Here is a 24,927-nt window from a genome sequence, read left to right as displayed (position 1 = left end):
GCTATATATACAGTCCTATAGAGCAGGCTAAAAAATATCCCTATTTCCCCGCGTCCACCTCGTTCACCCATGTCTCTCGACCGTCGCCTTTGGCTGATTTATAGTATTATTCTTCTTGACGTGGTGATTGGTGCGGCCATAGGGCCGGTGCTGCCGGAGTTTGTGCGCGGGCTGGCGCGGCCGCAGCTGTGGATGGTGCTGGGCACCGGTATTTTCCTGGGAGTGCAGCTGTTTTCGGCGCCCGTACTCGGTCGCCTGTCCGATGGCTGGGGCCGTAGGCCAATCCTGATTCTGTCGGCGGTGGGCACGCTGCTGGCAAATGCCTTGCTGTTTCCGGTGCGGGCCACGCTGTACTTTGCCAACCGCTTCAGCGACGGTTTGACGAATGGCATGTACGCCACCATCCGGGCGGCCATTACGGATATTTCGCCGCCCGAACGCCTGTTTCGGAACTTGGGTATTGAGGGCGCCATTATTTCTCTGGGCTTCGTGCTGGGGCCCATGGCCTCCGGCGCCGTGCTGACGTTTTGGGAGGTAGAGCCTAGCCGGCAGGTGGCCTACGTGGTGGGGCTGGCCGTAACCCTGGCCGCCCTAAACGTGGGGCTCAGTTTACTGTTACGCGAAACCCATACCCAGCGCACACCCGTGCGTGGCGCCGAGCTGCGGGCCGAGCTTAGCCGGGCCGTAAACCCACTCACCCTTTGGCAGCGGCTGCGCGACCAGGATACGCCCAGCCGCGGCTTGCGGCCCATCGTGCTCATGCAAATCGCGCTTACCCTGAGCACGGGGTACTACACCTACTTCGTGCCCTTCATCAGCATCGGTGAGCTGCACCTAGATGCCCGCGGCATTGCGTACTTCTTCATGTTTTTTGGAGTGCTAAGTGTGGTGATTAATTACCTGTTCTACACCTACCTCGCCGACCGCCTCAATCAGCGCCGCGCCATCTTCTGGCTGGCCGCCCTGGGCGTGCCTATTCTAGTGGGTTATGGGCTCGTAGGCCAGTCGGTCACACGCCTGTACGTGCTCACGGCCCTCGACTGCCTCACGCTTTCCCTGATCCAGGGACTACTGGAAGGCCTGCTGGCCCAGCGCACCACCGATGCCGACCGTGGTGAGATATTCGGGCTAAACCAAGCCGTGCAAGGGCTGGCTAGCTTTGTAAGCACGTTGGTGCTGGCGGCGCTATCGGTGGTCGATTTGCGCCTGCCCTGGCTGTGGTTTGCGGGGTGCTTAGCCCTGGTGGCCTGGCAGGCCCGCCAGCAGTTGCGGCAAGCAGAAGCATCGGCGGCACTGACAAAGAGTTAGCTCTTGCCGCGGCGCTAGTAGTAATAGATGCGTAGGCCAGTCCAGAAGATAGTGCCAAGGATACCCAGAATGAAGATGCGCAGGCCGTGTCGGCGGTCGGTGGGTGCGAAGGCCAGCACCCGTTGGCCGTTGGGTAATTGCTTCTGGTGCTTGTATAGGTGCCAGCCGATGAACACGGCTACAATGCCACCAAGGATGGCCATGAGGTAGCCGGCTAACACCCAGGTTTTCTGGCTTTCCTCGGGTTTGGCCAGTTCCACGAGTCGGCGCTGGCGGAGCAGTTCTACTACATCCGGCGACACATCGTGGCCGCGCTGGCGCAGGAGTTGGCGGGACAGCATTACGTCGAGGTTGTTCCACTCGTCGGGCTTAGCCAGGATTTCCATCAGCTCATCATCGGTGAAGGTGTAGAGGTAATGGTCGGTGGGCACGGAGGCCGTAAGCGTCTCGTTGGCTTGCTCCTCCGCCAATCGGGCCGCCTCAAAATCCTCCGGGCGCAGCTTCACCACGAAATAGGTATCGGTCGGGTTGAAGGCAAACGTCACGTCAAGCCGGGGCCGGTCGAAGCCGGTTTCAAACTCAATGCCACGCTGGCGCAGAATATCCAGCAGGGGTTGCGCAACTTCCAAAGACGGAAAGCGCTGGTAGGAAATAAATTCTGACATCGTATCGCGAAGCTATGCAACTGCTAGGTTACTATTTTTCTGCCTCCTTTTTCGGGCAGGGCACGCAGCCTGCTGAATTGATGTTGCGTATCTTGTGAAAGGAAACCTTGCTTCCTACCCCTTGCTTATGCTCCGTTCTTCCCTTGTCCTGCTCAGCCTGCTACTAGCTGGCGCTACCGCTTCGGCCCAAACGCTACCTTATGTGGCGGCCGGCACGCCTGTTTCTGGTCCTGGTCTAGGCACGCTCAGCCAGCGTACCTCGTTCAGCCTGAACGCGGGAGCCATGTTTGCCGGGCGCTATGGTTCGGCCAGCTACATCAGCCCCACCATGGCCTATCAGGTTACCAAGCGTTTTTCGGTATTTGGCGGTGCTACCTTCCTGCGCACCACACCAGGGGTGGCCTACGGCTACGCTTACCCAGGTACCGAAGCAGGCTACCGCGCCTCGCAGCCGGGCTACTATGGTATGAACCGCATGCTCATTCAGGGTGGCGGGCAATATGCGCTGTCGCCGCGGCTTACCCTCACGGGCTCTGCTTGGAAAGACCTGACCCCGGGGGGCTACAACGTAAACCCCTATGCAGGCTTCGGCGGCAATATGGGCTCGGGCGTTAACCTGCGGGCCGACTACCACATCACGGAGAACTTCTCGGTGTCGGGTGGCCTACGCATGAGCAACGGCACCTCGGGGTCCCCAGGGTATTCGCCCATGTATTCGCCGGGCATGCCGTTCGGTTACTAACTCTTCATGACTTTTTCTGAGCCACCCGCCATCCTCGATGACGGGTGGTTTGTTGTTTATTTGCCTCCGTCTTTTTCCGCTACTCCCCTTTTGCATGGCCGCTGCCCGCTACGTCCGCAACGAACAGCTTTCCACAATTAAGCCCAATTACCCCGGCAACAAGATGATTGGCCGCGAGTACTGCAACGGGGAGGAGCTCTACGAGCCTAACTTCGGCACCGTTATCCGCTGGCAACTGACCGAGAACCCACAGAAGGAAGAAAAGAAGGCTGATACCTGGGTGCCAGAAGTGGTAGACTGCACCGCCTTCCTGCAAAGCCAGGAAGATGGCCTAGTGTGGCTAGGACACGCCTGCTTCGTGCTGCGCGTGGGCGGCAAAACTATCCTCACCGATCCGGTGCTGTTTTCGTCGCTGGGCCTGCGCCGCCGCCACCCCCTGCCCTGCCGCCCCGAGGATTTGGCAAACATTGACTATTTGCTGCTCAGCCACGGCCACCGCGACCATCTTGATGAGCAGTCTATCAAGCTAATAGCCCGCCAAAACCCGCAGCTGCGGGCCTTTGGGCCACTGGGTATGCAGCAGTTAGTACGCGGCATGGCTCGCAGCCTACCTGTGCAGGAAGCGGGCTGGTGGCAGCAGTTTGACCTAGGCTCCGAAGCACCCTTTGAGCTGTTCTACTTGCCCGCCTCTCACTGGCACCGCCGTGGCCTCTTCGATCTGAACACCGTGCTGTGGGGCAGCTTCCTGCTGCGCCTGCCCGATGGCCGCACTCTCTACTTCGCCGGCGACACCTCCATGGCCGACCACTTTGAGCAGATTGAAAAGCAGTTCGGCCCGCTGGATGTGGCCCTCATGCCCATTGGCGCCTACAAGCCGGCGTTCATGATGAACCTAAGCCACACTAACCCGCACGAGGCGGCCAAAGCCGTGAACATTCTGCGGGCCGGCCACGTGGTGCCCATGCATTACGGCACCTTTGATCTTTCCGATGAGCCTGCCTCCGAGCCGATTCGGGAGCTGCAGATGGTAGCCAACGGCCAAATGCTGCGCGGGGAGCTGCACGTTCCCGCCGTGGGCGAGGTGCTCCGCTGGCAGGACTGGGAGTAGGAATAACCGCCGCCGAGTTTGTAGTTGCCAGTCGCTAGGCCTAGGCTGTTAGGTAAGCGGTAGGGTTTCGCGAGAACATGTGTCGGTAGTTGGCGGCTAGTTGGTAGCTTTGGTGTTTACTATTCCCCGACTGCCGTCCGGCTTGCTGGCTCTATCCAACTGGCAACCGGCAACTCATAACTGGCAACTCACCCCATGTCTCCTACCCTTATTCTGAGCCTGATTGCTGGCTACTTCGTGGTGCTGGTCATCATTGCGCTGCTCACCTCGCGCAAGGCCACCAGCGAATCGTTTTTCATTGCGAACCGCAACGCGCCGTGGTATATGGTGGCGTTTGCCATGATTGGCACCTCGCTTTCGGGCGTCACGTTTATATCCATTCCGGGCATGGTGGCCTCGCAGTCGTGGAGCTACATGGCGGTAGTGCTGGGCTACATTGTGGGCTACCTGGTGATTGGCACCGTGCTTATGCCCATGTATTACCGGCTGCGGCTAGTGTCTATCTACACCTATCTGGAGCAGCGCTTTGGGTTCTGGAGCTACAAAACGGGGGCGTTTTTCTTCCTGATTTCCCGGGCCGTGGGAGCGGCATTTCGGCTATTTCTGGTGGCGGGCGTGCTGCAGCTGGCCGTGTTCGATAGCCTGAACGTGCCGTTTGCCGTGACCGTGAGCATCAGTATCCTGCTGATTTACCTCTACACCTTCCGCGGCGGCCTCAAAACCATTCTCTGGACCGATACTTTCCAGACCATGGCCATGCTGGTGTGCGTGTTCGTGAGCATCTACCTGATGGCCGACGAGCTAAACCTGGGCTTTGCCGGGCTGGTGAAAACGGTGAAGGAAAGCGCCATGTCGCAGATCTACTTCTCTGACCCCAAGGACGATAAGTTCTTCTGGAAGCAGTTTGCCTCGGGTGCTTTCATTACCATCGTGATGACTGGCCTAGACCAGGATTTGATGCAGAAGAACCTAAGCTGCCGCAACTTGCAGGATGCCCAGAAGAACATGTTCTGGTTTACCATTGCCATTGTGGTGGTAAATGTGTTTTTCCTGTCCTTGGGCGTGCTGCTCTACCAGTTTGCCGCCGCCAAAGGCATTACGCTGCCCACCAACCCCGCCACCGGCAAAGTCATCGGCGACAACGTGTTTCCGCTGCTGGCTACCAACCACTTCTCGCTGTTTGCGGGCATCGTGTTCATCCTCGGCATTATTGCCGTTACCTACGCCTCCGCCGACTCAGCCCTCACGGCCCTCACCACCTCATTCTGCGTGGACATGCTTGATATCAAGCAGTACGAGGAAAAGAAGCAGACCCGCGTGCGGCAGCTCACGCACTTTGGCTTCTCGCTGGTGCTCATCGTCATCATTCTGATTTTCCGGGCCATCAACGACCAGAGCGTAATTACGGCCGTTTTCAAGGCGGCCGGCTATACTTATGGGCCACTGCTAGGCCTCTATTCGTTCGGGCTGTTCACCAGCCGCGGCCTCCACGACCGCCTGGTGCCCTACGTGTGCGTAGCGGCGCCGCTGGTAACGTGGTTTATCAATGCCAACTCCAAAACCTGGTGGGGTTACGAGTTCGGATTTGAGATTCTGATTCTGAATGGCTTGCTCACCTTCTTAGGCCTATTGGCAATTTCTCGCGCCCGCGTGCCAGAATTGAACCCTGTAGCATAGGGGTTGTTTAGGGAGACGTACCTTTGTATAATATATAGAATACCGGAACGTCCATTGCGTAGCGGCTCTTGTCGCCATGTGGTCTTTCTGGATCTATTGCACCAACGCCTCCTACTACTGCCTTATGAAACATCTTTTCTTCATCTTGTTGCTCGTAGCTTCGGGCGCCGCGGCGCAGGCGCAAACCCAGCAGCCTACCTCTGCTGCTCCAGCTACCACCAAGCAACCCATTGAGTTGAAAGCAGGCCGGATGCAGGCCCAAGCCAAACCCGCGGCCAACCGGCCCGATGCGCCCCCGCAGTTCCCCGGCGGAGCCCAGGGGCTGAACACGTTTTTTCAGCAAAACTTAAAATATCCGGAGGCGGCCAGCGTCAAGCAGGTCAGCGGCAATGTGGTGATGACCTTCACGGTAGAAGCCGACGGCCACCTAACCAACCCCACGGTGCTCCAGCCCCTCTCCCCCGAGTGCGACACCGAAGCGTTGCGGGTGCTAGGCCAGATGCCCGCTTGGAAACCCGCCACCCGCAAGGGTCAGCCCATTGCCACCCAGGTCCGCCTGCCCATCCCCTTCGGCAACTCCGAGAATCTGAAGGTGGAACAGGGCAAACCCAAATTTGAATAATGAATTGAGACAGGAGATAGTGAGAAGTGAGAACTGAGCCGATGTTCTGGCGCCTATGGGCTGCAGCGGACACCGTCTTAGTTCTCACTTCTCGCTTCTCACTTCTAACTAGCAATGGCAGCCAGAAGCGGAATGAATACCAGTGGCCAGTTGGGGGCCGATGTACCCAAAGTCAAGCTTACCAAAGAAAATTTCCAGCGCGGGCTCCGGATTTTCCGCTTCGTGCTGCCATACAAGGCCCCATTTATTGCCGGTCTGCTCCTGCTCTTGTTCAGCAGCGTATCTACGATGGTAATGCCCAAAATGCTGGGCTACTTGGTAAACGTTGCCAATCACCAAACCGAGTCGCTGCCACCTTTTATTCCGGCTACCATTACCGGCATTGCGGCCTTGCTGTTTGGTGTGGTAGTGGTGCAGGGTCTGTTTTCATTCGGACGCATCTTCTTCTTTTCGCGGGTTAGTGAGTTTACAGTCCGGGATATCCGCCGCACACTCTACCAAAAGCTGGTTACGTTGCCCGTGCCGTTTTTTGAGCAGCGCCGGGTAGGTGAAATCACCTCTCGCCTTACCTCTGATGTGGCCAACATCCAAGATACGTTTACGCTGACGCTGGCCGAGTTTATGCGCCAGATTCTGACGTTGCTGGCGGGCGTGGCTTTTATCATGTGGGAGTCGTGGCGGCTGTCGTTGTTTATGCTGGCTACGTTTCCGCCCCTAGTGCTGCTGGCCTTCCTGTTTGGGCGCAGCATCCGTAAGTTTGCCAAGCAAACCCAAGATGAGCTGGCCAAGACCAACGTCATCGTGGAGGAAACCATGCAGGGCATCAACTCCGTGAAGGCCTTCACCAGCGAGCAGCATGAGGTAAACCGCTACGGGGCCGGCCTCAACCGCACGGTGCAGTTCGCCCTGAAATCGAGCATTTACCGCGGCGCCTTTGTGTCGTTTATCATCGTGGCCATCTTCGGGGGCATCTTTCTGGTGCTCTGGCGTGGCGCTACCTACGTAGAGCTGCCCGCCTCTGACCCGCGCCACCTCGCCATGGGCGACCTGGTGTCGTTCATTCTCTACACCATGTTCATCGGGGCCTCAGTGGGTGGCCTAGGCGAGATGTACGGTAAAATTCAGAGCAGCCTGGGCGCTTCGGAGCGCATTCTGGAAATTCTGGATGAGGAGTCGGAGCCGGTGCACCAGCCCCGCCTGAATGGCACAGCGCCTTTGCAGATTCACGGCGACATCGAGTACCAGAACGTGCAGTTCCGCTACCCCACCCGCCCCGATCTGGCCGTACTCCGCGACATAAATTTCCACATTGAGGCTGGCGAGAAAGTAGCGCTGGTAGGCCCCTCGGGGGCCGGTAAGAGTACCATTGTGCAACTGCTCATGCACCTGTATCCTCTCAGTGGCGGCAGCATTAGCATAGACGGTCGCAACATCAACGATTTGGACCTGACGGAGCTGCGCCAGCACATCGGCATCGTGCCCCAAGAGACGCTCCTATTTGGCGGCACCATCCGGGAGAACATTCTCTACGGGCGGCCCAATGCCTCGGAAGCGGATATTCTGGATGCGGCCCGGCGTGCCAATGCCTGGCAGTTTATTTCCTCCTTCCCCGAGGGCCTCGATACGCTGGTGGGCGAACGGGGCGTGAAGCTTTCCGGGGGTCAGCGCCAGCGTATTGCCATTGCCCGCGCCATCCTGAAAAACCCCGCCATCCTCATCCTCGACGAAGCTACTTCCGCCCTCGACTCCGAGAGCGAGAAGCTGGTGCAGAGCGCCATGGATGAACTCATGCAGAACCGCACCAGCATCATCATTGCCCACCGCCTCAGCACCATTCGCAAAGTGGATAAGATTCTGGTTATCGACGGTGGCCGCATTGTAGAGCAAGGTTCCCACGATGAACTGGCCCACAACGAAAACGGTATCTACTCCAACCTGCTGAAGCTGCAGTTTGAGCTCACCTAAATCACAGACTTAGACGGATACAACGGATTTCACAGATTTCAGAAAAGGGCGAGGCAATGTGCTTCGCCCTTTTCGCGTATATAAATGCATATGGTCGTTTCGAATAGATAGAAGCTTTTTAAGCTCGTTACTCCAAAGGAATATTAGCTTATGCGTCAGCTTCGCGCTATCCGTCATCGTCGATTACCTGATGCGCCTAAAGTAATACTGGGCCATTGGAGCAGTTTGCTGTTTCTGCTGTGCGGGCTGCTGATGTCGTCGGGTCGTGTCACGTATTATCCAGAGAACCAGTTCTGCACTTACCCTCAATTGCGCAACCTCCTGGATGCATACTGAGAGAAGATCCAATCCTAACTTTTTCCTTCGATGCGCAACGCCGCTTGTATGTTTCGACCGAAGAAGTGCTACAGGCCCTTACTCTTGAGCGCGTGGCTGCTCGTCATGGGCTCTGCTTTAGTAGCCGACAACTGTGGGAGGCCGCACACCTATCGTATGCTGGTCTACCCATAGCTCAACTACCACACTATTTAGATCTAACAGCACAGCAGCGTTGGGCAGTTTCATTGCCGGGCGTTACAGCTTCCACTACCAGTAATGAACTGTTGGAGTATGTAGAGGCCTTCCAAGACTTGGTACAGCAACAGTATCACCATAGAGGCTACATTGACTTACGCCTTGACGCCCAACTTTCGGGCGCAGATGTGCGGGCACTTTTTCATCTTCTCCAATCCCGGGGTATCAATCGGTACAACCTGATAGCCGAGTGGACAAAGCCTGTGGCCTACTATCCTGCACCCAATGTAATACCGGGACTTTAGCGTATCTCTGTGCTACCAAGCTGGGCTATTGGCATTCGTTTAATTCCTTTGTGAGAAACGTAAGCAGCTATAGACAGCAGTATGCACGCTATCCATATCGCACCCCATAGTATTACTTTCACTGACTACCAGGCGATTCACCAGCTGCAGCAACGCCAGCGTTACCCAGGCCAAGCGGCTCCAAAACCTGTAACCTCCGATTATTGGCGGAAAAAAGGACAGCTCTGGATAGGCTCCGTGGCTTCGATGGGCGCTGCTTATTGGGGGTTAGGTCCTGGTAAATGGTTGGCGGCGGCCATTGTTGTTACGATGTTTACTGGCCTAGGCCTCACACATCAATGGTTTGAATATCGACGGGCTTTTCGTCAGCATGCCCAGTCGCAACCCGCTACTGGTTTCGAGCTAACTGCTGATACTGTCATTATCAGGCAAGGCTCCCATTGTCGCACGGTTCGTTGGCAGGATTTCTATAGTATTCAGCACGTATCAGACTGGCTCCTTCTGTACACTTCGGTTGAGCATTGTTACTACCTCAACCTGCAACAGGTGCAACCACCTAACACTGCTGCCGACGTGCTAGGCCTCTTGCCCAAGTCCATTCCCGCTGAATGAGCGACCTTGCGGGCATGCAGCCCCTTGTATTCTCCCAAATCACCATGTCGGCCGACGAGTACGTGGCCGTGAACTTCCGGCTGTGGCGCCAGCAGCCCGCCACACGGCGCAACAACTGGCTCCTGCTGATAGGCCTAGGCCTGTTGAGCTTCAGCTTGTTTGTTCGTGTGAGTCAGCAGAATGGGCAATTTACCGCTTGGTCGACGCCGGTATTCTTGTTGGTGGGGCTGCTGTACGCGCTGTTACGCCCGGTGCTCGTGCGCTGGACGCTGCGTCGGGGCTACAGCAAAAATGCGGTGTTAAACGAGCCCGTAGATTTTATCCTCACAACCGACGAAATAATAGGAAGAAGTGAGCTAGGCCAGTTTTCAGGAAAATGGGCCACTATTCGGCGGGCAGTGCTAGTGCAGCCCGATTGGCTGTTGCTGTACCCTACTGAGGCCGCCTGTTATTACCTCGACGTGCGCCGACTACAGGCACCGGCTACTTTTCCTGATGTAGAACGGCTGCTTGCGCAGCACCAGATTCCGCTGCGCCGGGTGTAGAAGTGGCCTAGTAATGACATAGGCTCGCGCTTGTTGCCAAATATATTAGCAAAATCCGCGTAATAAAGTTGGTGATATTGAAAGCGCAAGCCGCATTTACCGTGGTTTTGCCTAGTTTTACCCCCACATCCCATTCTCTTTTTCTTAGTTTCGCTTCTATGATCATCACGACCACCCTGAAGTCGTCGCGTCTGGTAGGCTCGACCTTGCTGGTAAGCGGTTTGCTACTGGCTAGTGCTGCCCAGGCCCAGATCAACACGCCCGCCGCCAGCCCCAAGAGCACCGTGCAGCAGCGCGTAGGCCTCACCGACATTACCATCACGTACTCCCGCCCCGGCGTGAAAGGCCGCCCCATTTTCGGCGACTCTACTACCAAGGCCATTGCGCCGTTTGGCCAGCGCTGGCGCACCGGCGCTAACGCCACCACCAGCATCAAGTTTTCTGACGATGTAACGGTGGAAGGCAAGAAAGTAGCCGCCGGCGAGTACGGCATCTACACCATCCCCGGCAAAACCACCTGGACGGTAGTGCTCAACAAGAGCCTCAAACAGGGCGCCGACGTAAAAGGCTTCAAGGATGCCGACGACGTGGCCCGCTTTACCGTGAAACCCTACGCTCTCACGAGCAAGGTTGAAACTTTCACCATCGGCTTCTCCGACCTCACTCCTGCCACTGCCAACGTGGAAATGCTGTGGGACAAGACCGGCGTTAAGTTCAAGGTAGCTTCCGATGTCGATTCGAAAGTAATGGCTCAGATCGACGAGAAGGTGGTGAAGAACGCCAGCGCTAATGCCAACGATATGGCCGCCGCCGCTGTGTACTACCTCGACAACAATAAGGATCTGAAGCAGGCGCTAACCTGGATTCAGAAGGCTAACGAGAAAGACCCTAAGTTCTGGAACGTGCACACGGAAGCTAAAATCCGCATGAAAATGAAGGATTACAAAGGCACCGTAACGGCCGCCGAACAGTCGAAGAAACTGGCCACCGAGGCCAAGAACACCGACTACGTAAAGCTGAACGACAACCTCATCGCCGACGCCAAGAAAGCCGGCAAGCTGTAAGCCAGAGTGGCCTAGGCCACCTGCTTTGCTATTAGCACGTCATCCTGACAAAGGAAGGATCTTCTCACGTTAGCACGAGCCATTCTAGGCCAGTTGTTCTAGCGTGCAAAGATCCTTCCTTTGTCAGGATGACGTGCTTTTTATAAAGTGTCGTTTATGCTGTGGCACCTCGCTTGGCTGGCACCAGCACGCTGAGTAGAACCACCAGCACGCACCCGATAATATTGAACCAGAGGTAGCCAATATCGGTGCGCCAATACAGGAGCAATACGGCAATCTGCGCCACAATAGCCGACCAGAACACGGCCCGGCCGCCCACCGATTTTATGAAAAAGGCCACCACGAAAATACCCAGCATGGTGCCGTAGAACAGAGAGCCGAGGATGTTCACGGCCTGAATCAGGTTCTCCAGTTGCGCCGCAAACGTGGCAAAGCCTATGCCCACTACGCCCCAGCCGACGGCCGCCAAACGTGAGGCCCGCACATAGTGGCGCTCCGTTAGGCCGGGCCGGGCGGGCTGGTACAGGTCAACAACAGTGGTCGAAGCCAGGGCATTGAGGCCGCCCGCCGCGCTGCTCATGGCCGCCGACAGCACCACGGCAATCAGCAGGCCAACGAAGCCGTGGGGCATGTAGGACAGCACGAACGTGAGGAATACATAATCGGTGTCTTTGGCCTCGGCAGTGGGCACGGCGCGCTTCAGCAGCCTCTGCGTTTCGAGGCGTAGGCCACTGCTGGCCGCATCGGTAGTTTGCAGGTGCGTTTCGGCGGCGGCTACTGCGGCTTCATTGCCCGCGCGGAGCGCCTGCACAAGGCCAGTGGTAGCTTCGCGCCGTGCTTCAAATAACATGGCGTGCTGCTGCTCCAGCAACCGGAGCGTGTCGGCGCGCTGGGGTTGCCGGGCTACTTGCTCACGCACGGGGCGGTTGAAAGTCAGTGGGGGCGCGTTGAACTGGTAAAACACGAACAGCAGCACCCCAATCAGCAGAATTCCGAACTGCATGGGCACCTTCACGAGGCCGTTCATCAACAGGCCTAGCCTGCTTTCCGTAACGCTGCGCCCGGTTAGGTAGCGCTGCACCTGGCTTTGGTCGGTGCCGAAGTACGACAAGGCCAGGAACAGCCCGCCCGTCATGCCCGACCAGAAGCTGTAGCGCTCCTTGAAGTCGAAGTGAAAATCGACTAGGTTTAGTTTGCCCCGGTGCCCAGCCACTTGCAGCGCATCGGTGAAGCCGATGTCGGCGGGCAGATAGTGCACCAAGAGGTAGCCCGCTACCGCCATACCGGTGAAGATAACGGCCACTTGCCACTGCTGGGTAACGGCCACGGCCCGCGTGCCGCCCGCCACGGTGTAGCTGATCATCAAGCCCCCAATCAGCCAGACGGTGAGGTGCACATTCCAGCCCAAAATGGCCGACAGCACCAGCGCCGGCGCATACAACGACAAGCCATTGCTGAGCCCCCGCTGCACCAGAAACAGCCCCGCCGCCAAGGTGCGGGTACGTTTGTCAAAGCGGCCCTCCAGGTACTCGTAGGCCGTGAATACGCGCAGGCGGTGGTAGATGGGCACCGCGAAAATGGCAATCAACACCATGGCCACGGGCAGGCCGAAGTAGAACTGAATGAAGCGCATCCCGTCGTCGTAGGCCTGCCCTGGCGTACTTAGGAAAGTAATGGCCGAAGCCTGAGTGGCAATAATGCTCAGCCCGATGCCCCACCAGCGCGCCTGCCGGTCGCCGAGCAAGTAGCTGTCCATGGTGTGCTGGCCGCGGGTGCGCCAGGTGCCGTAGCCCACAATAAACGCCAGTGTGCCGCCCAGCACCAGCCAATCGAGCAAGCTCATGCAAACAGCCGGGTGAGGTAGGTGAAAAACGCTACTTCGGCGGTCAGGGCCCCCAGCACCAGCAAGTACCAGGCCCGCCACGAGGGCAGCAAGGGCGGTGCTGGCTCAGCGGCACGGCGTGAGGTTTCGGTAGAGTGGGCAGGGTGGTCGGGCACAAGTGGGCGGGTTGGGGTACGCAAGAGGCAACAAATGCGCCGCTAAGTTGCATCAGGAGCCGCAGAAACCAACTCGCGCCGCAAGCCCGGCCGCAGCCACCACGTCCCGATTTCAAAAAGGCAGGTAAGCCCAACCGCTAGGTACACGGCCGCTACCACATCGCTGAGCCAATGCAGTTCCAGTACTACACGCCCCAGACCTACTAATCCTATAAAGCCAAGCAGCCAGGGCCGCAACTTCGGAAACCGCAACGCCAGCGGCAATAGCAGGCCCGCCACCGAAGCGGTATGCCCCGATGGAAAGGCATCGTACTGGCCTAGCGGCTGCCAGAAGTCGGCGTTAGGTGCGGTGTGCAGCCACAGCACCTCGGGGCGCGGCCGGTCGAAATACATTTTCAAGATATTGCCCAGGGCCTCACTACCTACCCAACTCAGTAAGACCACCAGCCAGATGGTAGCATGTCGCCAGCGCAGCACCCACGTCCCCAGAAACAACAGTGGTAGCAGCAGCCAGACCCACGGCAGGCCTAGCGGACTAAGCAGATGTGTCACCAACCCCAGATAATCGGCGACTGACATTACGCTATTGAAGAAGCCCCGCAGTGGTTGCCAGTTGTGCACAAACAACGCGAGCGGTTCATCCAGCAACCAGATGCTGAGCAGCGTAAGCGGCAACAGAAGTACAGTAGCAAACAGCAGAAGCCGGAAGTAATAGCGCACAGGTATAGCAGAACATTTACTGGCCTAGATAAATAAAATAAGACCGTCATGCTGAGCGCAGCCGAAGCATCTCTACCGCTTTTCTAGGCCCGTTGATCAGCCAGAGGTAGAGATGCTTCGGCTGCGCTCAGCATGACGGTCTGTAGCTTAGCTACTTGCCCAACGACACCATGTTGGTGAGCAAGCGGTAGGCGCCGGGCACACCCGCGGGCAGCTCCCGGAACAGAGAGAGGCCAGTGTAGATGTAGTGGCCCTTGCCGTAATCAGCGACGAGGATGGCGCTTTCCTTCGCCGACTCGTTAGGGTCGTGGGAGCTGATGACGGTTTTGTACTTGGCATCCCAGGTGCTGGGGTAGTAGAGACCTTGCTCCTGCACCCAGCCTTCAAAATCTTTGGCCGTGATTTTATTAGGCGTGTTGAGCAAGGGCTGGCTGGGGCTGAGGAAGGTCACGGCGGCGTTTTCTACCGTTACCCGGTCGGCAGACAGCGTGAGGGGGTACGGGCCAATCTGGGGCATCACGGTGCCACGGTTCACCACGTACTGCACCACCATGTTGCCGCCGTTTTCTACGTAGCGCAGCAGCGTGGGCTGTAGAGTCTTGAGGCGGTCTACGGTGTTGTAGGCCCGCACCCCGAGCACCACGGCATCGAAGCGGCGCAGGTTTTGGTCGGTGATGTCCTCGGGCTTGAGCAGGGTTACGTTGTAGCCGATTTGGCGCAGGGCGTCAGGCACTTCGTCGCCGGCCCCCATGAGGTAGCCAATTTCTTGGCCCTTACGCTTGAGATCCAACTTCACCAGCGGCGCTACCGATTCGGGGAAGAGAATCTGAGTGGGGATGTGGTTGTACTCGATGGCCTGGTAACCGCGCGAGTACGGCTGCCCATCTACGGTAGCCACGGCCCGCAGCTCGGTTTTGCCTTCTGCCGCGCCCGCGCCGGGCTGCACCCGGAACTGCACGGTTTGCTCGGCGTCTTTGCTGGCAATGTCAAAATTAAAGCTTGCGGGCTCCGACTTCCAGCCTTGCGGCAAGGTCAGCGCCACGGAGCCTTTCACGCCCGCCTTACCGGCCCGCAAGGTCACGGGAATGGTTTTAGGCGAGTTGTCGGCGAAGACGTAAGCCCGGCCGCCGATATTCACAGCTACCGGCGGCACCACGGCCAGCGGGCGGTACTTCTCCCCTTCTACTGGGTCGGTGCTTTTGTATTGCACAGGAACACTGTAGAACAACGGGGTACCTGATACATTTACTTGCAGGCCGATGTAGGCTGATGCCGGATTCTCAGGCAAGCCAATAAGGTTTTGCTGGTTGACCAGCAGCATGGCGTTACGCTCTTGTATTTGTTTTCCGCCGCCCCCATCTGGCAAGTGCTGAGCCGGCACGGTTGTCACACCCGGAACTTGCGCTATGCGTAATTCACCTCCTGCCGCCAGCAGCAACTCGTTGGGCACCCGGTACATGCCAACCGTGCCCGCTTCCCGCAGCCAATACGGCTGTGACGTTGAAAGCTGAGCGGCAAACCGAATGGGCAGACGCACCGAAAGCGTCTTCTCATTGCTAAGAGTCGCATTCAACGTAGTATCGCGGCCAAACCCAAGGGCTCCGGCACCTCGCACCGTTACGGGTACTGCTGAGCGGTTGAGCACATCGAGGCGGACTGCTACTGCCTGCCCAGGAGCAACCGTAGGCTCAGTGAGGGTAGCCTCCATGTACAGGCCTAGACTAGCCCGAATGAGTTCTTCTATTTGCTCTTGCTTGGTTTTGATCCAGTAATACTCCGGCATCCGATCAAATGCCTTGCTCCCTCCTAGCGCTTTAGCTTGCTGGTCTAGCTTCAGAATGCCTTCCCGCACCTTCAGCAGCCCCACCACGCTGGCACTGGGGTTGCTGGGGTCATACTTGCGAATTACATCCTCCACTAGCTTGCCTACAGCCGCGCCACCGGGCACGCGGTTCCAGGTCATGTCAACGCCCTCAAAGGGGTCTGCCTTGGGTTTGTCGCCTTTCACGTATTGCAGGTACTCCAGCGCCTCGCCGCGCGTGGCCGATGAGCCGAAGCCCTGACTTTTGTGTTGAGAGCGGCTGCGGGCGGCAATTTCGCCGTAGCTCTGGCCTAGCAGCGGGTTATAGACGCCGGCATCGAGCTTCAGGTAGCCATCCATGTTTTCGCCGGGCTTCACGAAGAAGCTGCCGGTGTTCCAGAGCAGGCGCTTGGGCTGCCAAGGTTGTACGTATTTCAGCTGCTCCGGGAAACGCTTGGGGTCTCCGGCGGCATCAAAGGCCTCGGCAGCCAGGATGGCGCTGGCCTGGTGGTGGCCGTGGCCGGCGCGGGCGTCGGGCGGGAAGCGGGTGATGAGCACATCGGGCCGACGCTGCCGGATCACCCACACCATATCGGCCAGTACTTGCTCCTTGTCCCAGATAGTGAAGGTTTCCTCGGAGGTTTTCGAGAACCCAAAGTCGTTGGCGCGGGTGAAGAACTGCCGCCCTCCGTCAGTGCGACGGGCCGCCAGCAGCTCCTGGGTGCGTATCACGCCGAGTTGCTCGCGCAGTTCCGGGCCAATGAGGTTCTGGCCACCGTCGCCGCGGGTGCAGCTGAGGTAGCCGGTTTCCAGCAGGCGACCGTTGGCCATGTAGGCAATCAGGCGGGTATTCTCATCGTCGGGGTGGGCGGCCATGTACATGACCGAGCCCAGCACGTTGAGCTTCTTAAGGCCTAGCAGAATTTCCGACGAAGAATACGTTTTGGGAGCCTGCGCGGCGGCGGTACCAGTAACCAGAGAGCAGTGAGCAGCGAGCACCGCCCAAAGGGCCGCGCGGAAGGAGCGAATACGCATGGAAGAACGTGAGGGAGTACTAGCGAGATGGTAAAGATACTGGCCTAGCCGGGAGGTTGCAGAACCAGCCACCTTCGCCCGTGCTGGCAAAGGCAACCGGCGGCAAGTAACCAGAATCAGACGCAGGTTGTTGGCAAATTTCGGGGCCCTTCCAACTAGGGTAAGCATCCTCAGACAGTTCCGGGCCGTTAAGGCATGTATACCCTCTCGCCACCTTCCCCATTGCCTATGCTGCTGGACACCCGACTTCCCGTTCGCTATATTTTCCGCGACATTTTGCCGGATATCATCCGGGTATTTTTTATATCCGTGATATTTCAGCTGCTGAAGCAATTCTTAGCACAAGATATTCCCCTGATTCCGCTGCAGCTGCCTACCGTGCTTGGGGGGTCTATTTCCCTGCTGCTGGCGTTTAAAATAAGTCAGTCGTACGACCGATGGTGGGAAGCGCGCAAAGTGTGGGGCGCCATCACCAATGACTCTCGCACGCTGGTGCTGCAGGTCCGCACGTTTGTGGCAGACGGGGCCGCGCTGCCATCTGAGCTTTCCATTCAGGCCATAACCTACCGCCAAATTGCTTGGTGCTACAGCCTAGGCCAGGCGTTGCGTGGCCTAGACCCCATGCACTGCTTAGACGAGTTTCTTTCGGAACCAGAGTTGGCCTATATCCAGGGTCACGCGAACAAACCCCTGGCCTTGCTAGATCTACATGCCAATCAAATCAAACAGCTATATCAGCGCGAGGCTATCAATAGCTTCCAGCAAGTACAGCTTGATGACACACAGGTGCGCCTCTGCGACGCCATGGGCCGCGCCGAACGCATTAAGAGCACGGTGTTCCCGACCAGCTACCGGCTCATGGTGTACTTATTCATTTACCTGTTCCTGATAACCCTGTCGCTAGGCTTGGTAGAAACTATTGGGCCCTGGGAGGTGCCACTGCTACTGGGCATTGCCACCACGTACTTCCTGCTCGAGCGCACGGCCCGTTACCTGCAAGACCCCTTCAACAACCGCCCCACCGACACTCCAGTCACAACTATTGCCCGCAATATTGAAATCAACCTAAAACAGCTACTGGGCGACAGTAAAGTACCGGCTCCGCTGGCCGCTGAAGAATACTATCGCATGTAAGCCCTGACTGGCTAAGTCCTATGCTGTAGACCTTCTAGGCCACTATGCACGCAATAGCACAACAGCAAACAGGCCGCCCTAACCTCAGTTAGGGCGGCCTGTTTGCTGTTGTGTACAGTATTTTACTAGGACAACTTAGGGGAATTTTCTACCCACTGCGAATCGGCGCTCAGGTCGTATATTTTCTGGATATCGCGCAGGATATGCTCGAAGTCTAGGTTTAAATCTTTCAGGAGCCCGCTTTTTAGATCAAACACCCAGCCGTGCACCGTGGGGTATCCTTTCTCCAAATACATCTGCTGCACTACAGCTGTTTTGGCTACGTTTACGCACTGCTCCTGCACGTTCAGCTCCACCAAACGGTCGTAGCGGGCGGCCGTATCCTCAATAGCGTCCAGTTCTGAATAGTGCAGGCGGTACACGTCGCGAATATTACGCAGCCAAGGGTTCAGCAAGCCGAGGTCTTTCGCCTGCATAGCGTGCTTCACACCGCCGCAGCCATAGTGCCCACACACCACAATGTGCTTCACGTTCAGATACCGCACGGCGTACTCAATCACCGACATGGCATTAAGGTCGATGTTGTTGACCAGGTTGGCAATGTTGCGGTGCACAAATACTTCTCCCGGCTTCACGCCCATCAGGTCCTCCGCCGTTACGCGGCTGTCGCTGCACCCGATGTAGAGATAATCGGGCTGCTGATCTGATATCAAGGCCTCCAGAAAAGCTGGGTTGCTGGCCGTATGCGTTTCTACCCATTTGCGGTTGTTGTTGAAGATATCGTCGTAGGTGGGCATGTGCGGGGCAGTTAAGAAGTGAATGAGATGAATGAATTGCCGGTAGCTGGGGCTAGCACACCGCTACTGGCAGCCCTTAGTACGCACAATCTACCGCTAAGATGCCAACTCTCGCGCTGGCGCCCTTGTGTACGCTAAGCGGCTTGGTGCCAGAAGTCATTTGCAACACTGACGTAGTAGACTCGAATAAACTCCTCCTGGCGTGCGTCTGGGGAGGCCTAGCGGACGTCTGTACCTTTGTGCCCGCGTCTGCGGCGCCTAATTTATAGCCTGACTTCCCGCGCCTTCGTATAGGCCGTTTTACGAAATACGTCCGCGTTTCTTTCCTGCATGTCCTTTCCACTTCCCTCCCAGTTGCGCCTGCTGGCTCTAGGCCTGTTGCTGCCCACTCTCTCCCTGGCCCAGACTCCAGCACCAGCTTCTGCGGCTCCCTCCACTGCCCCTACCACCTCGCCCCAGTGGTATCTGCTAGATCCGCAGCGCGATGGTGTGATGGGCGTGAGTGCTACGCGCACCTACGCGGAGCTGCTGCAGGGCCGTACCTCTACCCCCGTAACCGTAGCTATTATTGATGCGGGCATTGACACGGCGCACGTGGACCTAAAGCGCCTGCTCTGGCGCAACCCCAAGGAAATAGCTGGCAACGGCAAAGACGACGACCAGAATGGCTATGTAGACGATGCCTACGGCTGGAGCTTTTTGGGTGGCCCCGACGGACGCAACGTGGACATTGACACCTACGAGGATACCCGTATGCTGGCTCGGCTGCAGCCTCGCTTCAAGGGCAAAACCCGGGCTACCGTGCCCGCCGCGCAGCGCGCCGACTACGACCTCTACGTGAAAGTAAACAAGAGCTATACTGATAAGCTCAAGGAGAACACGCAGCGCCTGAAGGAAATAGAACAGGCCTACACTGAGAACCTGCAGGGCTCGGAGGCAGTGAAGCAAGCCCTGAATGTAGCGGCGCTGGATACGGCCACGTTGCACCACCCCCCCACCACCGACCCCGAGCTGCGGGCCGTTACGCAGGGCCTCTACCAAAATCTGGCGCAGGCGGGCTATCCGTCGCTGGAGGCCGTGCTGGAAGAAATCAAGGAAGCCCTGACCGACACTAAAAACCAGCTCGACTACAGCCTTAATCTGAAGTTTGACCCGCGCGGTGTGGTGCAAGATCATCCTAACGATGTGAAGGAGCGCCGCTACGGCAACCACGACCTCTACGGTCCCGAGCCCAGCCATGGCACCCACGTAGCCGGCATCATTGGCGCCGACCGCGAAAACGGCCTGGGCATTCTAGGCCTAGCCTCAAACGTGCGCCTTATGGCCGTGCGGGCCGTGCCCAATGGCGATGAGCGCGACAAGGATGTGGCCAATGCCATCCGCTACGCCGTAGATAACGGAGCCAGCATCATCAACATGAGCTTCGGCAAGTATTACTCGCCTCAGCGTGCCGCCGTGGAAGAGGCCATTCGGTATGCGGGCTCCAAAGGGGTGCTGCTGGTTCACTCGGCTGGCAACGAAAGTAAGAACCTAGATCAGGAAATGCAGTACCCGTCGCCTACGTTTCAGAATGGGCAGCGCATCCCAAACATGATAACCGTAGGTGCCTCCTCCCGCACTAACAACGCTGACCTGACGGCCGATTTCTCCAACTATGGCCGTCATGCCGTGGATGTGTTTGCCCCCGGCAACCAGATTTACTCCACTATTCCGGGCAGCAAATACGCCAACAAGAGTGGCACCAGCATGGCGGCCCCAGTAGTGACGGGTATAGCGGCGGTGCTCAAGTCGTATTTCCCATCCCTCACGGCTACCCAGCTTAAGCGTATTATCCTGCAATCGGCAGAGCCCGTGCACACGCAAGTACATCAGCCAGGTACTAAAAAATTGGTAGACTTCCGGGAGCTTTCTGAAACCGGTGGTATCGTAAATATGTACCGAGCTGTGGAGTTGGCCCGTCAGCAAGCTGCTCAGTAGGTACCTAATCTTCAAGCACTTCGGAAAGCCGGCCTTCTCACGAGGGTCGGCTTTTGCATTTGGGGTGTGGTGCGCTCAGATTGCTCCCATAATCAAAGAGTGGTACTATGGCAGCTTGGAACCATGATTGGGCATAAAGGCAGGTATTTTTATATGAATTTATCAATAAAAAATGTGATTACATTTGAAGCCGACAATTGCATTTTATTGTTTTTATTCAAATTAAAATTTAAATAGCCATACTTTTTGTAATTTTATGCCATCAAATCACAATAACTATGAAGCAGCTATACAAGCACTTGCGAGTCTTTTTTCTCTCATTACTGTTTGGTGGTGCAATTGCTAACGCCGCCCAAGCTCAAACAAAAAATTCACCTACTATTGATGGTGTAGTTAGCTACTCTAGCCCAACAGCAACAGAATACGGTTCAAAGGGAGAAAATTGGGTAGAGAGTGGCGTGCTGGCTTCAGGCGGCACTCGTTGGTTTCTGACCTTTGATGACACTTATCTGTATATCGGCGTGGAAGGAGTTAACTCAGCCGTGCCAGCAGTGCTGTATTTCAATACAAGTACTGAGGCAGGCCTAACTTCAGGAGTAGAAGGGAGTAGTGTTAAGCTACCTTTTGAGGCTGATGTTGCCATAATCGTTGGTAGCTCAGCAGCAAGTAGTCAAGTACAAGTTGTTGATAAACAACGCGGAGACCTTACGTGGCGCGAAGCTTCCGTACCTGCACCAACCTCGTCAGATATAGTATCAAAAGGAAATACACGCGAGATGCGTGTTGCTTGGAAAAGCTTTAATACCCAGATGAGGCCTCCTACATTCGAATGGCTTGCCTACTTACGTAATACTATTAACAACCCCGCTCCAGTAGTTAATACCTCCGGTACGGATTATACCTACTACTATAATGTATACACTCCCTCAAACGCACCAACGTTTGAGCGCTTGAGCTACACAGCCTCTGCAACTACCAATACTCTTCCTGGTGGTACATTCTTCAACTATGCAGTAAATGCGGGTAAGAAAGAGGTAAAACTCACTAGCGACCTCACGGTAGGTGGAAGGCTTTACGTGCGCAATACCACTGTCAACACAGGGAGCAATACCATCACGCTCGATCAATACGCTACTCTTGATGAGGAAGAAAATGATCAGGTGAACCGCAACAACAACGGTTACATCTTGGGTAAAGTCGCCATGCAGACTACCCTAGATAAAGATGGGGTATACAGCTTTGGGGATATAGGACTAAAGTTGGCTGTTAAGGCACTTTCTCCTAGTCAAACTTATCCTGGTAATACGTTAATTACGCGTCTTACTGGGCAGACCTACACGGGCTCTACCGGTAGAACAACAATTAGCCGGTTCTTTTTTGTAAGTCCCAGCACTACTGCCAGCAGCAATTTAGATGTAGAAATAAGCTTGCATTATGCTCAGGAAGAAAAGAATTCTATTCCTGAAGGCCGTTTATCATTTTTCAGGTCGACTTTACCGGCTACCATTACCCTGTCAGGGGCGGCATTTGCAGAAGAAGGAAGCGACCGTACTGGCTCTAATGCCGGTAGTAACACTGTTGTGCTTGGTAAAGTTAGAGGAGCTAAATTACAAGGTCTCTGGACCCTCGCGGCCCAAGGTGTCCCTCTCCCAGTTGAGCTAACTCAGTTTACCGCCCAAGCCGAAACGAATGCCGTGCGGTTACGCTGGGCTACAGCTTCTGAGCTCAACAACAAGGGCTTTGAGGTGCAGCGCCAGATGCCTGCCGGCACTTGGCAAACCCTGACATTCATTAATGGCCACGGCACTTCCGACCGGAGTTCCTCCTATGAATACCTTGACCGTACGGCTGGCGCGGGCATCCAGTACTACCGCTTAGTTCAAACCGATCTAGATGGTAAAATCACGTATTCTGCCGTAGTAACTGTAGCAGTGGGCACTCAGGCGGCTGGCTTATTTACGCTGTATCCCTCCCCGGCTACTACGTCTTTGTCGTTAAGTGGCCTACAGAATGGCAAGCACTCGGTGGCCATCTATAACACGCAGGGCCAACGCGTAGCCAGCCACGAACTCTCGGAGGCCCAAACTACCGTTGCCATCGACCATCTGCCCGCTGGCATATATACGCTGCGCGTTGTTGGAACAGGCCGGGCAAGTGCTAGTGCCCGGTTCGTGAAAGAGTAACAGACCTGAGCCCAATTTACCCGCTGACCTCCCGGCGCTGCTACTTGCGGCGCCGGGAGTTTTCGTTTACTGCCCACCACCGTTGGGTTATTCTGTGTTTTCAGCCGGTGCTGGCACATCGTCCGTCTATTCTCACGCTGACTTCACCTATTCGTAGTCTACCTTTGAGGCATGGCTTTGCAACTCTCCGATCTGTATATCTACCCAGTAAAATCTTTAGGCGGCATTCGGCTTACTGAAGCACACATTGACACCCGCGGCTTACGTCACGACCGGCGGTGGCTGATTGTAAATGAGCGCAATCAGTTCATGACCCAACGCCAAACCGCGGCCATGGCCCACCTGAAAGTAGAGCCGGCCTACAATGGTTTTCTACTTCGCCACAACCAACGCCCTGAATTACTGCCCCTGTTTGTGCCCTTCGAGGCCACGCCCGAAAAAACCCTGTTCGTGACCATCTGGGACGATATGGTGTTTGCCTGGCGGGCCCGCCCCGAGTGTGACGAATGGCTGTCGGAAGCGCTAGGCCAACCCTGCAAGCTGGTGTATATGTCGGATATGGTGCGCCGCGACGTAGAGCCTGAATTCAACCCCGACAGCAAGCTGGTCAGCTTCGCCGATGGCTACCCTTATCTGTTGGTGGGCCAAAACTCCCTGGCAGACCTGAACACCCGCTTAGCCGAGCCCGTGCACATGGATCGTTTCCGGCCCAACTTGGTTTTCAGTGGCGGCGAGGCCTTCACGGAAGACACTTGGCACGAGTTTAAGATTGGGGAGGTAACCTTCCGGGCCGTACGGGCCTGCAGCCGTTGTGTGCTCACCACAATTAACCAGCTAACGGGCCAAAAACACCCACAAAGCGAGCCCTTGCGCACATTAGCTAGCTTCCGCACCCAAAATGGTAAAGTGAAGTTTGGTCAGAATGTAACTGGTCCGGCTACTGGCCTTATCTCAGTTGGCGATGCAGTATCAGTGTTGAGCTATAAGCCACTATAGGCCAGTGGCATTAGCACTATTCTACCCAAAAAGTAGATCATCAACTGGCCTAGATGATTAGATATTTTACACTATACCAATCACCAAATTTCACAACCACCTTATTTGTAATACCTTACAATAATACATTATTATCTACAAGCAATTAAGGTATATAAATCTTCATATTGCATTCCGTTTATAGTCAATATTTAATGTAATTTTGACCAGCTAAGTTCTTAGATGGTTAGGCGCACATTTGTACTCTGTATTTGAAATGCAGCTGTGCGGTTACCTGCCCTACCAGAGGCCTAGCTGACTTCGTTCTTTACCTGCCCTCTCTCGCCATGCCTGTTGCTTTTACTCATTTGTCACGCTACGCCTGGCTGATCTGGCTGCTGGCGCTGGCCCCGACCGTGCTATATGCCGGAACCCAAACCTCGCTCCAGCAGCTGCACGAGCCCTGGAACGACCTACTCAGCCGCCACGTCACCTATGATGGTCGCCTGGATTACCAGGGAGTTCTAGAGGATGAGGACGAACTGCTGCAATATCTAATGAGTTTGCGGAAGGTAGAGCCCACAGCTGCCTGGTCGCCGCAAGACACGAAAGCCTTCTGGCTCAATGTGTACAACGCTTCGGCAGCCTACTTGGTGGTGCAATACTATCCCGTAAGCAGCATCAACGACATTCGGGTGAAAGTATTAGGGGGCAGCAAGTCGCCGTGGGATGCTCCGGTGGTAAACGTAGGCGGGCAGATGTATTCGCTGAATCAGATTGAGCGCGAAAAGCTGAGCGGCCCCTCCCCCGACCCTCGCACCCATTTTGCGCTGATGTACGCCGCTGCTTCGGCTGCCCCTCTGCTGAAGGAGGCCTACGATGGCAACCGCCTCAACCAGCAGCTCGACGTCCAGACGCGGCGCTTCCTCAACGATTCTAATTTCAACCAGCTCACGCCTACGCACTTAAAGCTTTCCAGCCTTTTCGATGCTTACGCCAAAGACTTTGGTTCCCCCTCTGAGGTGCTGGCATTCGTGAGTCGCTACGTGCGTACACCCATCGAGCCTACGGCCACTATCGAGTACATCTCCTTCAGCTGGGCGTTGAATGACCGCATTGGCCCCGATACCTCCCAGCCCATGAGCAAGCACTAGGCACCCCGGCTGCTACCAACCCCAACC

The 24,927-nt window shown here is 56.3% G+C and carries 20 protein-coding genes; 14 read left to right on the top strand and 6 right to left on the bottom strand.

The genetic code is table 11. The features are described from left to right. The first annotated feature begins 69 nt into the window (after positions 1 to 69). Entirely contained in the window at positions 70 to 1,308 is a 1,239-nt protein-coding gene (locus tag EU556_RS10165) for an MFS transporter (protein ID WP_135433786.1), read from the top strand. A gap of 14 nt (positions 1,309 to 1,322) precedes the next feature. On the opposite strand, the gene EU556_RS10160 is transcribed toward EU556_RS10165, so the two are convergent. Next, positions 1,323 to 1,973, bottom strand: a complete 651-nt coding sequence (locus EU556_RS10160) for a hypothetical protein (RefSeq protein WP_135433784.1) — start codon at positions 1,971 to 1,973, stop codon at positions 1,323 to 1,325. A gap of 127 nt (positions 1,974 to 2,100) precedes the next feature. Here EU556_RS10160 and EU556_RS10155 point away from each other — a divergent pair, with 127 nt between their 5' ends. The 8 genes from EU556_RS10155 to EU556_RS10120 all read left to right on the top strand — a co-directional run bounded on the left by EU556_RS10155 (position 2,101) and on the right by EU556_RS10120 (position 11,126). Further along, positions 2,101 to 2,715: a hypothetical protein gene (locus tag EU556_RS10155; protein ID WP_135433782.1), complete on the top strand. Its 615-nt coding sequence runs from the start codon at positions 2,101 to 2,103 to the stop codon at positions 2,713 to 2,715. Between the two features lie 94 nt (positions 2,716 to 2,809). After that, the gene (locus EU556_RS10150) at positions 2,810 to 3,823 is read left to right on the top strand and encodes an MBL fold metallo-hydrolase (protein WP_135433780.1); all 1,014 of its coding nucleotides are present in this window, start codon (positions 2,810 to 2,812) and stop codon (positions 3,821 to 3,823) included. A 195-nt stretch (positions 3,824 to 4,018) separates the two neighbouring features. Further along, positions 4,019 to 5,500 (top strand): sodium:solute symporter, encoded by a 1,482-nt coding sequence (locus tag EU556_RS10145; RefSeq protein WP_167855531.1) that lies wholly within the window; start codon positions 4,019 to 4,021, stop codon positions 5,498 to 5,500. 124 nt (positions 5,501 to 5,624) lie between these two features. Then, a complete protein-coding gene (locus tag EU556_RS10140; RefSeq protein WP_167855530.1) occupies positions 5,625 to 6,122 on the top strand; it encodes an energy transducer TonB in 498 nt (165 codons plus the stop codon). A gap of 114 nt (positions 6,123 to 6,236) precedes the next feature. Further along, positions 6,237 to 8,087 (top strand): ABC transporter ATP-binding protein, encoded by a 1,851-nt coding sequence (locus EU556_RS10135; protein ID WP_245327558.1) that lies wholly within the window; start codon positions 6,237 to 6,239, stop codon positions 8,085 to 8,087. 899 nt (positions 8,088 to 8,986) lie between these two features. Beyond that, positions 8,987 to 9,517, top strand: a complete 531-nt coding sequence (locus tag EU556_RS10130) for a hypothetical protein (RefSeq protein WP_135433774.1) — start codon at positions 8,987 to 8,989, stop codon at positions 9,515 to 9,517. Continuing rightward, on the top strand, positions 9,514 to 10,062 hold the full coding sequence (locus tag EU556_RS10125; protein ID WP_135433772.1) for a hypothetical protein: 549 nt from the start codon (positions 9,514 to 9,516) through the stop codon (positions 10,060 to 10,062). The genes EU556_RS10130 and EU556_RS10125 overlap by 4 nt, the downstream gene beginning before the upstream one ends. Positions 10,063 to 10,220: 158 nt before the next feature. Continuing rightward, on the top strand, positions 10,221 to 11,126 hold the full coding sequence (locus EU556_RS10120; RefSeq protein WP_135433770.1) for a DUF2911 domain-containing protein: 906 nt from the start codon (positions 10,221 to 10,223) through the stop codon (positions 11,124 to 11,126). A 154-nt stretch (positions 11,127 to 11,280) separates the two neighbouring features. Here EU556_RS10120 and EU556_RS10115 read toward each other — a convergent pair whose 3' ends face one another. The 4 genes from EU556_RS10115 to EU556_RS10100 all read right to left on the bottom strand — a co-directional run bounded on the left by EU556_RS10115 (position 11,281) and on the right by EU556_RS10100 (position 16,680). Continuing rightward, positions 11,281 to 12,969, bottom strand: a complete 1,689-nt coding sequence (locus EU556_RS10115; protein ID WP_135433768.1) for a sodium:solute symporter — start codon at positions 12,967 to 12,969, stop codon at positions 11,281 to 11,283. Beyond that, a complete protein-coding gene (locus EU556_RS10110) occupies positions 12,966 to 13,148 on the bottom strand; it encodes a hypothetical protein (RefSeq protein WP_135433766.1) in 183 nt (60 codons plus the stop codon). The genes EU556_RS10115 and EU556_RS10110 overlap by 4 nt, the downstream gene beginning before the upstream one ends. A gap of 18 nt (positions 13,149 to 13,166) precedes the next feature. Then, positions 13,167 to 13,844, bottom strand: a complete 678-nt coding sequence (locus EU556_RS10105) for a phosphatase PAP2 family protein (RefSeq protein ID WP_135433764.1) — start codon at positions 13,842 to 13,844, stop codon at positions 13,167 to 13,169. Positions 13,845 to 13,995: 151 nt separating this feature from the next. Beyond that, a complete protein-coding gene (locus EU556_RS10100) occupies positions 13,996 to 16,680 on the bottom strand; it encodes a PIG-L family deacetylase (protein WP_135433762.1) in 2,685 nt (894 codons plus the stop codon). A 228-nt stretch (positions 16,681 to 16,908) separates the two neighbouring features. Between EU556_RS10100 and EU556_RS10095 the strand changes: the two genes are divergently transcribed. Beyond that, positions 16,909 to 17,814 carry a bestrophin family protein gene (locus EU556_RS10095; RefSeq protein ID WP_135433760.1) on the top strand — a complete coding sequence of 302 codons (906 nt, stop codon included), beginning with the start codon at positions 16,909 to 16,911 and terminating at the stop codon, positions 17,812 to 17,814. A gap of 125 nt (positions 17,815 to 17,939) precedes the next feature. Here EU556_RS10095 and EU556_RS10090 read toward each other — a convergent pair whose 3' ends face one another. Next, on the bottom strand, positions 17,940 to 18,611 hold the full coding sequence (locus EU556_RS10090; RefSeq protein ID WP_135433758.1) for a carbonic anhydrase: 672 nt from the start codon (positions 18,609 to 18,611) through the stop codon (positions 17,940 to 17,942). A 330-nt stretch (positions 18,612 to 18,941) separates the two neighbouring features. Between EU556_RS10090 and EU556_RS10085 the strand changes: the two genes are divergently transcribed. The 4 genes from EU556_RS10085 to EU556_RS10070 all read left to right on the top strand — a co-directional run bounded on the left by EU556_RS10085 (position 18,942) and on the right by EU556_RS10070 (position 24,900). After that, positions 18,942 to 20,588, top strand: a complete 1,647-nt coding sequence (locus EU556_RS10085) for a S8 family peptidase (protein ID WP_135433756.1) — start codon at positions 18,942 to 18,944, stop codon at positions 20,586 to 20,588. 278 nt (positions 20,589 to 20,866) lie between these two features. Further along, positions 20,867 to 22,771 carry a T9SS type A sorting domain-containing protein gene (locus EU556_RS10080; protein WP_135433754.1) on the top strand — a complete coding sequence of 635 codons (1,905 nt, stop codon included), beginning with the start codon at positions 20,867 to 20,869 and terminating at the stop codon, positions 22,769 to 22,771. Positions 22,772 to 22,942: 171 nt separating this feature from the next. After that, positions 22,943 to 23,767, top strand: a complete 825-nt coding sequence (locus EU556_RS10075) for an MOSC domain-containing protein (protein WP_135433752.1) — start codon at positions 22,943 to 22,945, stop codon at positions 23,765 to 23,767. A 326-nt stretch (positions 23,768 to 24,093) separates the two neighbouring features. Next, a complete protein-coding gene (locus EU556_RS10070) occupies positions 24,094 to 24,900 on the top strand; it encodes a DUF547 domain-containing protein (protein WP_135433750.1) in 807 nt (268 codons plus the stop codon). Positions 24,901 to 24,927 lie beyond the last annotated feature (27 nt).

The organism is Hymenobacter fodinae (assembly GCF_004745825.1).
Classification (GTDB): Bacteria; Bacteroidota; Bacteroidia; order Cytophagales; family Hymenobacteraceae; genus Hymenobacter; species Hymenobacter fodinae.
The sequence above is the reverse complement of the archived record's forward strand: the minus strand, read 5'-3'. Positions and strand labels throughout refer to the sequence as shown.